The 12,926-nt window shown below is 58.6% G+C and carries 14 protein-coding genes; 6 read left to right on the top strand and 8 right to left on the bottom strand.

What is annotated here, in order from left to right; all coding sequences use genetic code 11:
* Nucleotides 1-25: 25 nt before the first annotated feature.
* Genes HY36_RS11730 through HY36_RS11720 form a run of 3 tightly spaced genes read right to left on the bottom strand, consistent with a single transcriptional unit; the run spans nt 26 to nt 4,085 of the window.
* The gene (locus HY36_RS11730; RefSeq protein ID WP_035552968.1) at nt 26-1,900 is read right to left on the bottom strand and encodes a feruloyl-CoA synthase; all 1,875 of its coding nucleotides are present in this window, start codon (nt 1,898-1,900) and stop codon (nt 26-28) included.
* A 39-nt stretch (nt 1,901-1,939) separates the two neighbouring features.
* Entirely contained in the window at nt 1,940-2,725 is a 786-nt protein-coding gene (locus HY36_RS11725) for an ion transporter (RefSeq protein ID WP_035552965.1), read from the bottom strand.
* Between the two features lie 25 nt (nt 2,726-2,750).
* Nucleotides 2,751-4,085 carry a dihydroorotase gene (locus HY36_RS11720; RefSeq protein ID WP_035552962.1) on the bottom strand — a complete coding sequence of 445 codons (1,335 nt, stop codon included), beginning with the start codon at nt 4,083-4,085 and terminating at the stop codon, nt 2,751-2,753.
* Nucleotides 4,086-4,192: 107 nt separating this feature from the next.
* Here HY36_RS11720 and HY36_RS11715 point away from each other — a divergent pair, with 107 nt between their 5' ends.
* The 4 genes from HY36_RS11715 (at nt 4,193) to HY36_RS11700 (ending at nt 7,134) form a co-directional block, all read left to right on the top strand.
* Complete coding sequence (locus tag HY36_RS11715; protein WP_051602749.1) at nt 4,193-5,005, top strand: YgfZ/GcvT domain-containing protein; 813 nt, start codon at nt 4,193-4,195, stop codon at nt 5,003-5,005.
* Complete coding sequence (locus HY36_RS11710; protein WP_081806179.1) at nt 4,998-5,576, top strand: DNA-3-methyladenine glycosylase I; 579 nt, start codon at nt 4,998-5,000, stop codon at nt 5,574-5,576. The genes HY36_RS11715 and HY36_RS11710 overlap by 8 nt, the downstream gene beginning before the upstream one ends.
* Nucleotides 5,577-5,579: 3 nt before the next feature.
* Nucleotides 5,580-5,897: a hypothetical protein gene (locus tag HY36_RS11705; protein WP_035552956.1), complete on the top strand. Its 318-nt coding sequence runs from the start codon at nt 5,580-5,582 to the stop codon at nt 5,895-5,897.
* A 115-nt stretch (nt 5,898-6,012) separates the two neighbouring features.
* The gene (locus HY36_RS11700; protein WP_035552954.1) at nt 6,013-7,134 is read left to right on the top strand and encodes a beta-ketoacyl-ACP synthase III; all 1,122 of its coding nucleotides are present in this window, start codon (nt 6,013-6,015) and stop codon (nt 7,132-7,134) included.
* A 16-nt stretch (nt 7,135-7,150) separates the two neighbouring features.
* Here the strand turns inward: HY36_RS11700 and HY36_RS11695 are convergent, their stop codons facing one another.
* Complete coding sequence (locus HY36_RS11695) at nt 7,151-7,354, bottom strand: hypothetical protein (RefSeq protein ID WP_035552952.1); 204 nt, start codon at nt 7,352-7,354, stop codon at nt 7,151-7,153.
* A 124-nt stretch (nt 7,355-7,478) separates the two neighbouring features.
* On the opposite strand from HY36_RS11695, the gene HY36_RS11690 reads away from it, so the two are divergent.
* The gene (locus HY36_RS11690; protein WP_081806168.1) at nt 7,479-8,096 is read left to right on the top strand and encodes a YfbR-like 5'-deoxynucleotidase; all 618 of its coding nucleotides are present in this window, start codon (nt 7,479-7,481) and stop codon (nt 8,094-8,096) included.
* Nucleotides 8,096-9,046 (top strand): NUDIX hydrolase, encoded by a 951-nt coding sequence (locus tag HY36_RS11685; protein ID WP_051602748.1) that lies wholly within the window; start codon nt 8,096-8,098, stop codon nt 9,044-9,046. Before HY36_RS11690 ends, HY36_RS11685 begins: the two co-directional genes overlap by 1 nt.
* A 12-nt stretch (nt 9,047-9,058) precedes the next feature.
* On the opposite strand, the gene HY36_RS11680 is transcribed toward HY36_RS11685, so the two are convergent.
* From HY36_RS11680 to lspA, 4 genes are read right to left on the bottom strand one after another with little or no spacing between them, the layout of a single operon-like run.
* Nucleotides 9,059-10,471: a M16 family metallopeptidase gene (locus HY36_RS11680; protein WP_035552942.1), complete on the bottom strand. Its 1,413-nt coding sequence runs from the start codon at nt 10,469-10,471 to the stop codon at nt 9,059-9,061.
* A 1-nt stretch (nt 10,472) separates the two neighbouring features.
* Entirely contained in the window at nt 10,473-11,828 is a 1,356-nt protein-coding gene (locus HY36_RS11675) for a M16 family metallopeptidase (protein WP_035552940.1), read from the bottom strand.
* A 48-nt stretch (nt 11,829-11,876) separates the two neighbouring features.
* Complete coding sequence (locus HY36_RS11670; protein ID WP_035552938.1) at nt 11,877-12,368, bottom strand: DUF3035 domain-containing protein; 492 nt, start codon at nt 12,366-12,368, stop codon at nt 11,877-11,879.
* Between the two features lie 29 nt (nt 12,369-12,397).
* Nucleotides 12,398-12,925, bottom strand: coding sequence for a signal peptidase II (gene lspA / locus HY36_RS11665; protein ID WP_035552935.1), 528 nt, complete (start codon nt 12,923-12,925; stop codon nt 12,398-12,400).
* Nucleotide 12,926 lies beyond the last annotated feature (1 nt).

Here is a 12,926-nt window from a genome sequence, read left to right as displayed (position 1 = left end):
TTTTGTTTTGTCTGGTTTGAGCTGGTTAAAGGATCAGAAGATTGTCAGGCAGGTCGCCCGTATCCTTATAGAGAATATCCACCTGGTCTTGCCGCAAGGCCTGCGTACGGGACTGGTTGATGTATCCTTTCTCCGTGATCTCTCCATTATCCGCCAGCGGAGCGGTAGCCTGCAACAGGACCCGCGCTACGCGTGCCGAAACATTTGGATGTGCCTTGTTGTGCACCGCCAGTCCCGCGCTGATTTTTTCATGCACTGCTGGGTGCCGGATCAGCTCTTCTATGGGCAGGTCATCGCCGACAAGCCGCTTGCACCATGCTTCATTCACAAAACCCAGAAGCCGGATGTCATTCTGATTCAGGCCACAAACGACTGCATCAGACAGCGCGCCACCTGTCGCTGCAACGGCCTGTACACGCACAGTTCCCGCAGACACCCATGTGCCGTTTGCCAGCTTGAACTCCTCGGCGGTGCGGCCGTCAAACGCAAGCCCGCGCTCTGGCGCATCCGGGTCTACAAACTTCACCGCATCACCAAGCTTGTAGAAGCCTTCTTCGTCAAACGCCTCCTTTGTCTTCTCCTCATTGCGGAAATAGCCCGGCGTGACATTCACGCCTTTTACGCGCAATTCCATCTTTTCCGCATTCGGCACCATCTTGAACGTGTTGCCCGGCAGAGGCAGACCAATCAGGCCCATCCGGTCATTCGGCCAATGCACGTTTGACGCAGTCGGTGCCGTCTCGGTTGCACCATACCCGGCAGACAGGGAAATGCGCTCGCCGGTGATACGCACAGCAACCGCCTGAATGCGCTCATAAATGTCTTGCCCCATGGATGCGCCACCATAGGCCATGCAGACGAGACGCCTGAAAAACACCTCCGCCAGCTGATCATCACGCTCCAACTCGGTGGCCAGCGCCGCCCACGCTGCGGGGACAGTCGTATGCTGGGTTGTGGAAACCTCTTTCAGATTTCGTAACATTTCTGGCAGGCGGGCGGGCGTCGGCGCGCCATGGTCAATGTAGAGCGTCCCGCCCCAATCGAGCATATTGTGCAGGATGGAATGCGCGCCGTAAGTATGGCTCCACGGCAAGAAGTTGCACATCACCTGAGGCCCGCCGGTCATTTCGTCCAGACGTTCTTCATCCCAGACCGATCGGATCATGCGGGCATTGGATGACACCATGCCTTGCAGGTTGATGACGGCTTTCGGTTCTCCGGTGGAGCCGGACGTCATCATGTACTTCGCGACCGTGTCCGGAGTCAGCCGGTCATACGCCGCTTGCACCGCCTCGGTTGGCGCGCGCATGAACTGCTCCAGCCGGACTGCATCACAGCGCTCTGGTGCACGTCCGCTATAGATGACCAGCCGCCCCTGAAGATCCAGCCCGTCCAAAGCGCGCTGATAGTCTGCGCCATCCTCGACATAGATGAATTTGGGCTGCGTCAGGCCATCAATGTATTTGAGGCGCCCCAGGTCTTCGCTGAGCAGCGCATAAGCTGGGGTCACGGGCACAGCCGGGCTGCCGGCCCACATCGCCGCATACATCACCAGCGCGTTGGCGATAGAGTTGCGTGACAGGATCATCAGCGGCGCATCTTGCCCGGCGCCGGCATCCAGAAACCCCTGAGCAAGACGGCGCACCGCGTCCAGCCCGGCAGCATAAGTCAGCGTATTCCAGCCTTCCGCAGCCGGATTCTCCGGGTCGCGTTCAGCCAGCCAGACCGTATCCGGGCGATGCTCTGCCCAATGCACCAATGGCGCCAGCATGTGCGACGGACAGGCCTTCAGCGGCTGACCATTATCCAGATAGATAGTGCCATCCGGTCTGCGGTCTACGTTCAGCTTTTGAGGAAGGTAAGGAACTTCGCGGAAGGGTATGTCCGACGTATCTGGCATGATGTGAGCGTTTCTTCCCGTGTGTTTTTATCTTTCCGGTTATTCGAACCCCGGTGTCGGAATATGGATCACTTCTCCGCAATGCTTGCAATGCACCGCGTCACGTTCATGAAAGCGCAGACCGCACTCTTCGCACTCCTGCTCCACCTTGTCGCGCGGCTCCACAATCGTTCGCAGCAATTGCAAGAATAGGGTCAGGCCGAGCACCATGACGATGATGGAGAGCAACCGCCCACCGGGGCCTACCATCAATACGTCGCCATATCCGGTCGTCGTCAGGCTGGTCACCGTGAAATAGAGCGCATCGATATAGGTGTGTATGCCATCATTGATCCCGACCTGCGTGGAGTAGACCAGGGCAGCCATGATGAAGACGAACACGACCAGATTGGTCACTTTGTCGATGATCCGCTCATGCCGCTGAAAAAAGGGCGTCAGAACCTTCACGCGCTTGATAAATGTAAAGGCCCTGATGGCGCGCACCGCACGCAACACGCGTAGAAACGCGAAGTTCGACACAAGCAGCGGTGCAAACATGGTCACCACGACGACAAGATCCGCAATGTTTATGGGCCGGATGACAAAGTTCCATCGGTGCCGCGCAATGTAAAACCGCGCCAGCAAATCCGCGAGGATCACGCCGCCAATCACGTAGTCGATTGCAAAATGCGCGCGGTCCCGTTGGTCAAACGGGGCCCACAGGAAATAGCCGATCGTGATGAAATCAAACGCCAGCATGGCCCAGCGGAACAGGAACGGCCACCTGCCTGTGCCCTCATACAGCCAGAATAGAATCCGGTTCAGGCCCTTGCGCTCTTTCTTCATGCGCCCCGCTCCACCCACATCAGGTTCAGCTGATCGGCTCCAGTGTCTCGTTGAAGCGGACTGGTTGACCGCCGCCTTTCTTCACGATCTCACCGTCGCGCATGACGAACCCGCCGCGAATGATGGTTGCAACGGGCCACCCTGTCGCCTCGAAACCATCATAGGGTGTCCATCCGCATTTGGACTTCGTCCAGTCATGCGTGATGGTTTCCTTGCGCTTCAGGTCTACCACCGTGAAGTCCGCATGATAGCCTTCCGCGATACGGCCCTTGTCTGCGAGCCCGAAGACACGCTGCGGCCCCGCGCTCGTCAATTCGACGAAACGCTGAAGGCTGAGCTTTCCGTTGTTCACATGGGTCAACATCACCGGCACGAGCGTCTGCACGCCCGGCATGCCGGATGGTGAGGCAGGGTAAGGCCGCTCCTTCTCTTCGCGCGTATGTGGCGCGTGATCGGTCGCCAATACATCCACGATCCCGGCATTCAGCGCCCGCCAGAGGGCGTCCTGATGGCGTTGTTCGCGCACGGGCGGGTTCTGCTGGGCAAAGCCTTTGAGGCGCTCATAACAGTCGGGCGCAGCCAGCGTGAGGTGGTTCGGAAGGACTTCCACACTGGCCAGATCCTTCGCATCGCGCAGCAACTCCATTTCCTCAGCGGTGGAGATATGCAGCACGTGGATGCGTTTTCCGGTCTTGCGCGCAAGGCGCAACAAGCGGCGCGTAGAACTGACAGCGGCCTCAACATCGCGAACCACAATATGACTTTGCCAATCCCCCTGCACGGCCAGGCTGCGGCGTTCCTCGAGTCGATACTCGTCTTCCGAGTGGAATGCGGCGCGACGCTTGATAGCGCGCAGCACAGCTTCAACGCCTTCATCGTCCTGGATCAGCAAATCTCCGGTCGACGCGCCCATGAAGACTTTCACACCGCAACAACCGAGCATCTGCTCCATCTCTGGCAACACGTCCGTGTTGTCATGTGTCGCGCCGGCATAGAACGCATGATCGGTGTCCATCCGGCCCTTCGCGCGGGCCAGCTTGTCAGTCAACGCATCGGGCGTGATCGTGGACGGGTTGGTGTTCGGCATCTCGAACACGGCCACGACGCCGCCCAGCGCGGCAGAGCGGGCTTCTGTTTCGAGGTCGGCCTTGTGCTCCAGTCCCGGTTCCCTGAAGTGAACCTGGCTGTCGATCACACCGGGCAGAATGTGCAGGCCGGTTGCGTCATAGATTTCTCCGGCATCAACGCCGGTCAGGTCGCCGATATGGGCAATACGCTCGCCCTTCACGCCGATGTCGGTTTGCGCCATGCCGCCGGGAGAAACGACGGTGCCGCCTTTCAGGATCAGATCATAGGTCATGGCAAATGGGGTGTGACTCCGCGCGGCCTAAGTCAAGTGTGGTTTTCCCGAGCCTTGAATGGAACGTCGGACTTGAGAAGCCACCTTGCCATACTTACAACAGGCAGATGAAACGCATTCTCCCCCATCGCGCCATCATTCGCCTGACCGGCCCTGACATGCTTCACCTGCTGGGCCGCACGGTCACACACTCGGTCGACAATTGGCAGACGGGCGAGATGCGGTACGGCGCGTTGCTGACGCCGCAAGGAAAGGTGATCGCCGACTACCTGGCCATGCTGTCCTTGGAAAACATCTATCTGGATGTCCATGTCGACGCGGCGGATGACCTCGAAAAGCGCTTGAAAATGTTCAGAATGCGCAATGATGTGACCATTGAACGGCTGACCGATGATGTCGTCACCGAGGGAAGTTGGGTGGACGTCCGGTCGCCGCAATTGCCGCATCGCGCAATCACGCCGGCGGGTGTCTCTGGAATCGAAATGCCCGAAGAGGAATGGCACGCTGCCCGGCTCGCAGCAGGCGTACCGGAATGGGGCTCAGATTACCGCGCCGCCGAAGTTTTCCCGACCGATATCAACATGGATATGATGTCGGGTATCGACTACAAGAAAGGTTGTTTTGTCGGGCAGGAAGTCGCCAGCCGCATGAAGCGCAAGGGCAAGATTCGCAAGCGCACCGTGAAGGTAACGGGTGAGGCTCTGGAAACAGGCGCCGATATTCTCGCGGCCACCCCAATAGGCACACTCAGCAGCGTGGCCGGATCAGTTGGACTCGCTCTGATCCGCACGGACCGGCTTGCCAAGGCTGAGCAGGATGGACTGGCGTTCACCTGCAACGGCGCACCCGTGACGTTCGAGCTGACGGAATGGCAACGCGCAGAGGTGGACAGTCACAATGCGGAGCCAGCCGGTGAGTGACACATATCCCTGCGCATGGGCCCCGCCGTCTGACGAGCTCTATCGGACCTATCATGACACCGAATGGGGCGTGCCGGAGCGCGATGGACGCGCACTCTGGGAGAAACTGCAACTGGACGGCATGCAGGCCGGACTGGCCTGGATCACCATATTGCGCAAGCGCGACAGCATCCGCGAAGAGTTCGACAATTTCGACCCCGAAAAGCTCGCCCGCTGGACGCCCGCCCGCGCAGCCAAAGCGCTGAAAAACCCCGGCATCATCCGGAGCCCCAAAAAGGTCGACGCGGTGATCGGCAATGCTCAGGCATTCCTTGCGATGGAAGAATCAGGCGACAGCTTTTCCGACTATTGCTGGCAAATTGTGGGCGGCCAGCCCATTGTGAACCAGTGGAAACATTTCCGCGATGCGCCCACTCACACCGACTGGTCCGCTGCAATGTCAAAGGATCTCAAGAAACGTGGGTTCAAATTCGTGGGCCCAACGATCGTTTATGCATGGGCGCAGGCAGTTGGCATGGTCAATGACCATGATGTATCCTGTCCGCGACACAAGGCCGTTCAGGAGATGTGATTGATGAAAGCCTCAATGATTACCGCTGCCCTTCTGGTCGCGGTGCCATTTCTCGCTGGCTGCGCAACGTCTTCAATGGACAAGGCAAACCGCGCCGAAGCCTGGAGCCGCTGCCGGACAGCCCCCGATCCTGAAACGCGAGACCGGTGCATAGAAACAGAGATCGCGCTGCTTGAAGCGCGGCAGGAGCGAAATGCTGCATCCTACGCCGAAAGAATGAAAGCGGCGGAAGAACGCGAGGCCATAAACGAAGCTCAGGGTCTGCCCCGCGAAGCAGTTCGGGAAACGGTCGATTCCGGGCTACGCGCCCCAAAAGACTAAACAGCCTCGGTACTTGCAAATCACCGGAAGTTGACCAAACTTCCCGCAGACACAAACCATTGTAGAAAAATGCGATAACGGTCTGGGTTATCCGGATCGGACAAAGAGGGCAGGCATGAATACACCAGTCATTTCGGCGACAGGACTCTGGACGCCTCCCAACTCCATTTCCAACAAGGAATTGGTCGACAGCTACAATGTTTGGGCCGACAACTGGAACCGCGAGCGGGAAGCAGATATCGCCGCCGGCCTGCTGGAGCCAAAGACGCACTCATCGGTCGAATTCATCGAAAAGGCGTCCGGCATCAAATCCCGCTATGTGATGGACAAGACTGGCGTTCTGGATCCGGACATCATGGCCCCCCGTATTGCAGAGCGTCCGAACGAGCAGATTTCGGTCCTGGCCGAAATCGCTGTGAAAGCCGCCAAAGATGCGCTGGAGCGCGCCGGGCGCAAGCCCGAAGACGTGGACGCCGTGATCTGCGCCGCCTCAAACATGCAGCGCGCCTACCCTGCCATGGCCGTGGAAATCCAGGACGCGCTTGGATGTGGCGGTTTCGCATTCGACATGAACGTCGCCTGCTCTTCCGCAACCTTCGGCATCCAGACCGCAGCAGACTTCGTGCGCTCTGGCAGCGCCAAATCGGTCCTCATGGTCAACCCGGAAATCTGCTCGGGGCATCTGAATTTTACGGATCGCGACAGCCACTTCATCTTCGGCGACGTCGCAACGGCTGTCCTGGTGGAAGATGTCAGCATAGCGCCGGTCGGCCATTGGAAAATTCTCGGCACCAAGCTGAAGACGCAGTTTTCGAATAACATCCGGAACAATTTCGGCTTCCTGAACCGCGCCGCACCGGAAGGCATTGACGCGCCAGACAAGCTGTTTGTCCAGGAAGGGCGCAAAGTGTTCAAGGAAGTGGTGCCAATGGTTGCCACGATGATTGGGGAACAACTCGGCGAACTCAACATCGCCCCAACCGATTTGCGCCGCATGTGGTTGCATCAAGCGAACGCAAACATGAACCGCCTGATCTCGTCAAAGGTCTTGGGGAGAGAAGCAACCGATGAGGAAAGCCCGACCGTGCTGGACACCTATGCCAACACGTCTTCGGCCGGTTCCATCATCGCCTTCCACAAATATTCAGGCGACTTCAAGCCCGGCGATCGCGGTTTGATCTGCTCTTTCGGAGCCGGTTATTCCGCCGGAACCGTATTTGTGGAGAAAACGGCCTGAATCAGGCCCGGCCGGACTAATCGTCCAGATCGTCCATGAACATGTCGCCCCAGAGTATTTCCTTGCTGGCGCGAACGGCTTCAACGACAACAATGCTGCACCCTATGAGCAGGACCCCGAACGCAATGGTTTGGGAAGATACAACAGTCGTCAAAGAATCCAGCATGGTCACCTCACTTGCAGGAAAGGCGGCGAATCTCTGAACGCGGCCCTTGTTCATGAGACCCTTTTGCCCCAAACGCCTTAACAGCGCATTTGCCGATTGGGGCCAAAAAGGGACGAGTTCGTAACCGGAATGCCCTCGTTTCTTTACCTGTGTTTCCAAAGCTTTAAATAAGGTGGTGATGACCTCTCGCGTGAAGCAATCTGTTAAGGCCCCCCGCGTCTGGCAACGCATGTTGTCGGGTCGACGGCTTGACCTGGCCGACCCATCCCCAATGGATGTGGAAATCGAAGATATTGCCCACGGCCTTGCCCGGGTTGCCCGATGGAACGGGCAAACACGCGGCGAACACGCATTCTCAGTGGCCGAACATTCTGTTCTGGTTGAAGATATCTGCCGCCGCCTTCAACCTGACCTGACACCGCAGCAACGCCTGACGGCGCTACTTCATGATAGTCCTGAATACGTGATTGGCGACATGATATCGCCCTTCAAGGCGCTACTGGGTGAAAGCTACAAGACCATCGAGGCCCGCCTGCAGGAAGCGATCCACATCCGCTTTGGCCTGCGGCCTGTTACTCCACAGAAGCTGAAGCGCCTGATCAAGAAAGCCGACCTCATCTGCGCCTGGGCAGAAGCGATTCAACTGGCGGGTTTCTCCGAAGACGAAGCAAACCGCTTGTTTGGAAAGCCGCCTGAAGGAACCAAGCTGAAACTTTCTCCGAAAGCGGTTCCAGATGCGCAAGCCGCGTTCATGAAGCGCTACGCACAGATCAACAAATTGCTGGAGCCCTCCTGATGCCGCTGTCATCGCCTTTGCTGATTGGACTGTCCGCCGTGATGGTTGCTGTCGAAGGCGACGCACCCCGCGTATTGATCACCCAGCGCGAGACGGGCGAAGACGCCCTGCCCTTTGGTGCATTTGACCCGGACCGCCATCGCACGTTTGACCTGTCATTGCGGGGCTGGGTGCGTGAGCAAACCGGCTTTGAACTCGGCTATGTCGAGCAACTCTACACGTTTGGGGACAAGGATCGCGAAACCCCCGAAGCCACTCTGGCAGATTCAGCCCCGAATGCGCGTGTCATTTCGGTTGGCTACCTCGCCCTGACCCCAGAGCCCCGCCCCGCGGATGATTCCTTCGAGGCGCGGTGGCACTCCTGGTATCGATATTTTCCGTGGGAAGATCATCGCAGTGGCCGTCCAGCGCTGATCGATGCACACATTGCGCCCCGCCTGATGACGTGGGCCGCCGGGAATGAACGTCGGTTGGAACGTGCTCGCGCTGCTTTCGCTCTGGATGGAATCCGGTGGATCGAGGAGCGCGTTCTGGATCGTTACGAATTGCTGTATGAGGCCGGGCTTGTCATCGAATGCGCGCGCGATGCTGGCCTGCCAGAACCGGATGTCCGCCTCGGCGAGCCAATGGCCTCGGATCACCGGCGTATTCTGGCCACGGCAATTTCTCGTTTGCGCGGCAAGATCAAATACCGGCCAGTCGTTTTCGAACTGATGCCAGACAAATTCACTCTGTCGTCACTTCAGCGCGCCGTTGAGGGGATTCTGGGCCTGTCCCTGCACACACAGAATTTCCGGCGCGCTCTGGACAAGACCGGCTTTGTTATCGGAACCGGCGCAATGGAAACCAGCACCGGCGGCCGACCGGCGGAGCTCTATCGATACAATCGGGAGAGCGTGTTTGATGCGGCAACGACCGGCCTGTCCGCACCCCGAAAGACTGCGGACTAGGCCGGGCTATCGCTATTCCAGCCCTTCGGGCTGCCCCACGACAATGAAGCTGAGCCGATCTGGCTGCAGATATTCAGCGGCGACGCGATTTACGTCTTCCAGTGCCACTGCCTCGATCAACGCATTGCGACGGTCGAAATAGTCCACACCCAGATCATCCTGACGCACGCCCATCATCTGGCCCGCAATCTTGGCGTTGGAATCAAACGCCAGCGGATAAGACCCGGTGAGATACGCCTTGGCATCTGCCAGTTCTTCAGCGGTAACGCCTTGCTCTGCGATCAAGGCGGTCTCTTCTTTCAGCGCCGCAACAAACTCCCCAACGCTTTCGTTCCGCGTTTGACCCCCACCGCCCCAGTTCTGATACTTCTCATCATACGACAGGCCGGTATAGACGCCATAAGTTAGCCCCTTCTGGACACGAAGCGATTCCATCAGGCGACTGCCAAATCCACCGCCACCATAGGTGTAGTTCAGCACATAGGCCGTAAAGAAGTCCGGATGCTCCCGCTCCAGACCCGGCGCCAGAAAACGCACAAGGCTCTGAGGCTGGGGCAGGTCAATGACAATCGTGTCGAATTTGTCCTCAGCCGTGAACGCGATCTTCGGCGTTTTCGGCAGGTCGCTGCTTTCAGGCAGGGGCGCTGCGACCGCATCAATCATCGGTGCCAACTCTTCCGGCGTGACAGCGCCAACTGCCGTCACGATAAGCCGATCCTTCACCATCAGCTTGCGCATATGCGCCTTTGCGAGTTCAGGCGTCAGCGCAGCAACGCTTTCGGCGGAAATTTCTCGCGCATAAGGATGCTCCGGGTAAAGCGCTGCAGCCTCTGCCCGGCCCGCGAGATAACGCGCATTGGTTTCGCGCGTATTCAGCGAAACTTCCTGCTCACGCACGAACCTGGCAAATGGGCCTTCATCGAACCGGGGCGCTTCAAACGCCATCGCCACCAGGTCCATCGCATCCGTGGCATTATCCGTCAGCATGGATGCGGAACAGGATGTCCACTCATTGGACGCGCTGCACCCGAAGCTCATATTGAGCTCTTCCATCCGCGTCTGGAACGCCAGCGAATCGAGATCACCCGCGCCTTCGTTCATGTGATAGGCCACGGCATCCGCCAGCCCTTCGAGGCCGTCCGGGTCTGCCGCTTCGCCACCCTCCCAGGCCATCGCAACCGACAGGATCGGAATGGACGGTTCAGACACCAACCAGACCGACACGCCGCCTGGCGTCGTGAATTGCTGGATCTCGGCAAAATCGCCTTCATGAACGACGACATCCAGGCCTGCGTCATCCGCACTCGCCTCGACAGGCGGTGCAACCGCCGTAATTTCTGCGTCCGTTTGCGCGGGCTCGACTGACGCACATGCTGCAACCCCCAGTCCGAGGGCAGCACCGATGATGAGGTCAAAAGGTTTCATCTCAGAATTCTCCCTCTGCTGGCAGCAGGTGTGCTTCGATGTAGTGGCGATCCGCGCCAAATACTTCGCGGACGGCGGCGATTGCCTGCTCCGTGGTAATGGCCCGCATGGCATCCGGATAGTTCAGAACGTCATCAATTGAACCGCCGAGCGCCAGTGTTGAACCAAATGTATTCGCCATGTTGGATTGGCTGTCTCGGGCATAAATGGCCTGAGCCGCCAGCTTGTTGCGAGCCCGCTCGACTTCAGCGTCCGTGAAGCCTTCGGCCAGAACCTTCTCAACCTCTGCCATCACAGCGGCTTCGAGATCCTCCAGTGATACGCCCGGTGCCGGGCTCGCCATAATCACGGCAGGGCCTTCATCATGCAGCGTGGTCCAGGCGAAAGTGTTGGCGTTGATCGCGAGCTGCTGGCCTTCCACAAGCGACTGATAGAGACGGCTTGTCATGCCGCCGCCCAGCACTTCCAGGCCGACATCCAGCGCATAGGACAGGTCTCGATCACGCGTTTCAGACGTGCCGGAGTAATAGCGACTCCAGCTCGGCTGACGCACTTTCGGATCGGAATAGACCAGTTCCTTCGTCTCGCTCAGCGGCGGAACCGGTGCCCATTTGCGTTCACCGTGTGCCGTTCCAGTCGGCTCAATCGCGCCATAATGCTCTTCGGCCAGCGCCCGAACTTCGTCAGGTGTCACATCACCGGCCACAACGAGGATCGCATTCTCGGGGCTGTAATACTCCTCGTAGAAGCTCATCCCGTCTTCCGGGGTCAGCGCCGCGACTTCGTCCATCTTGCCGATGACCGTGATCTCGTATGGATGGCCCTTCCAGAGTTCCGACAGGACCATTTCCTGCAGGATTACGCCGGGATTGTTGTCGATGCGCTGGCGACGCTCTTCCTTCACCACATCGCGCTCGGAAATGAACGGACCGTTCGGATCGTCATTGATGATCAGATCGGTCATGCGCTCGGCTTCGAGTGCCATCATCGTGCCGAGGTGCTGCTTCGCAACGCGCTCGAAATAGGCCGTGTAGTCCCAGCTGGTGAACGCATTGCTGACGCCACCATTGCGAGAGACGATATCGTCGAACTCACCCGGCGCAAGGTCGTCGGTTTCCTTGAACATGACGTGTTCGAAGAGGTGAGCGATGCCGGACTTGCCTTCGGCCTCGTCCACGGCGCCAACCTTGTACCAGACCATATGCGTCACGACCGGTGCGCGGTGGTCCGGCACGACGACAACTTCCATCCCATTGTCGAGGCTGAACACGCTGGGTGACCAGGTGCTTTCTTCGGCAACGGCGCTGGAGGCGAAAACCGAGAGCGCGACAAGCCCCCCGGTGAGTATCCGTTTCATGGGCTTGTTTCCTCTCAGGTTTTCTTCAGACGCATGGTTCTGATTTTATCAGGTTCCCGGCAGCTTGATGCGTGGGCCTTCGCTGGAGCGCTCAATCACGACGGGGTTCCCGCCGGTCGCATTGTCCAGCGCGATCTCTTCTGCCGCCTCGTCATCGCTGCGCCAGAACAAGATCCGGTCCGCAATGCTGGTCGATTTGCGGATCGTCTTGGTCTCTTCATAGTCGACCTGGGTGCGAATGATCGGATCAACCGCGTTCGCGCCCGCTGCAGCCACGAGAGCCTTTTCAGACGCGCTGGCATTCCGGCCGATCGTCGCGCCGAATGCGGCCGTGGTTTCCGTGCGTGAGCCATCCAGTTCAGGTGGCAGGGCACCACCTGCAGAAGGCGGACGCAGCTTGTAGTTCGGCGGAACGGTCAGCGGAGACATGGTGACAACGCGGAACTCGTCCGGCGTACGCTGGCCACCGCCAGAAGATGTACAGGCCGTTGACGCAACCAATGCGGCACCGGCCGCCATCAGGAACAACTGTTTTTTCATATCAGGGCGTCCTCGCCATCACGATTAAACTACTCAGACTGTGTCTTAGCCTGTTTCCGGCCCGACAGTAAGAACTGGTCGACAAACAGCAAGACCGCGCCAACACTAATTGCAGCGTCAGCCACATTGAAGACCCACGGAAAGTATAGGTCGCTGGCGTTGATGAAGTCTACCACGGCCCCGAACCGAACCCGGTCGATGAGATTTCCAAAGGCCCCGCCGACGACCATCGCCAGCGACAGCTTCAACAGCCAGTTGCTGGCGTGGCGCACCAGCCAGTACAGAAAGCCGAGCGCGATTACCAGCATCACCAGGGCAAGCAACCAGCGGCCAATGCCTTCAGACTGGAACATGCCGTAACTCATGCCGCGGTTCCACAACATGGTCAGGTCAATCGGCCCCGGCAGCGGGACATGCCCACACTGATAGGGGTTATCCAGGCAAGCCAGGGCGTTGAACCGGGGGTCCTTCAGAATCAGCCATTTGGACCATTGGTCCGCCAGCAGGAACACTGGAATGAGCGCCGGGGCCCAGAGATTGGCAAGTTTCAGTTTCATG

The organism is Hyphomonas atlantica corrig., assembly GCF_000682715.1.
In the GTDB taxonomy this organism is placed as follows: Bacteria; Pseudomonadota; Alphaproteobacteria; order Caulobacterales; family Hyphomonadaceae; genus Hyphomonas; species Hyphomonas atlantica.
Note: the sequence above shows the minus strand (reverse complement) of the source record. Positions and strands in the feature narration are given on the sequence as shown.

Bases quoted from the DNA above. Each gene is read 5' to 3' on its own strand.
- HY36_RS11730 (WP_035552968.1), bottom strand. From the start codon at position 1,900: ATGCCAGATACGTCGGACATACCCTTCCGCGAAGTTCCTTACCTTCCT.
- HY36_RS11725 (WP_035552965.1), bottom strand. From the start codon at position 2,725: ATGAAGAAAGAGCGCAAGGGCCTGAACCGGATTCTATTCTGGCTGTAT.
- HY36_RS11720 (WP_035552962.1), bottom strand. From the start codon at position 4,085: ATGACCTATGATCTGATCCTGAAAGGCGGCACCGTCGTTTCTCCCGGC.
- HY36_RS11715 (WP_051602749.1), top strand. From the start codon at position 4,193: ATGAAACGCATTCTCCCCCATCGCGCCATCATTCGCCTGACCGGCCCT.
- HY36_RS11705 (WP_035552956.1), top strand. From the start codon at position 5,580: ATGAAAGCCTCAATGATTACCGCTGCCCTTCTGGTCGCGGTGCCATTT.
- HY36_RS11700 (WP_035552954.1), top strand. From the start codon at position 6,013: ATGAATACACCAGTCATTTCGGCGACAGGACTCTGGACGCCTCCCAAC.
- HY36_RS11695 (WP_035552952.1), bottom strand. From the start codon at position 7,354: ATGAACAAGGGCCGCGTTCAGAGATTCGCCGCCTTTCCTGCAAGTGAG.
- HY36_RS11690 (WP_081806168.1), top strand. From the start codon at position 7,479: ATGACCTCTCGCGTGAAGCAATCTGTTAAGGCCCCCCGCGTCTGGCAA.
- HY36_RS11685 (WP_051602748.1), top strand. From the start codon at position 8,096: ATGCCGCTGTCATCGCCTTTGCTGATTGGACTGTCCGCCGTGATGGTT.
- HY36_RS11680 (WP_035552942.1), bottom strand. From the start codon at position 10,471: ATGAAACCTTTTGACCTCATCATCGGTGCTGCCCTCGGACTGGGGGTT.
- HY36_RS11675 (WP_035552940.1), bottom strand. From the start codon at position 11,828: ATGAAACGGATACTCACCGGGGGGCTTGTCGCGCTCTCGGTTTTCGCC.
- HY36_RS11670 (WP_035552938.1), bottom strand. From the start codon at position 12,368: ATGAAAAAACAGTTGTTCCTGATGGCGGCCGGTGCCGCATTGGTTGCG.
- lspA (WP_035552935.1), bottom strand. From the start codon at position 12,925: ATGAAACTGAAACTTGCCAATCTCTGGGCCCCGGCGCTCATTCCAGTG.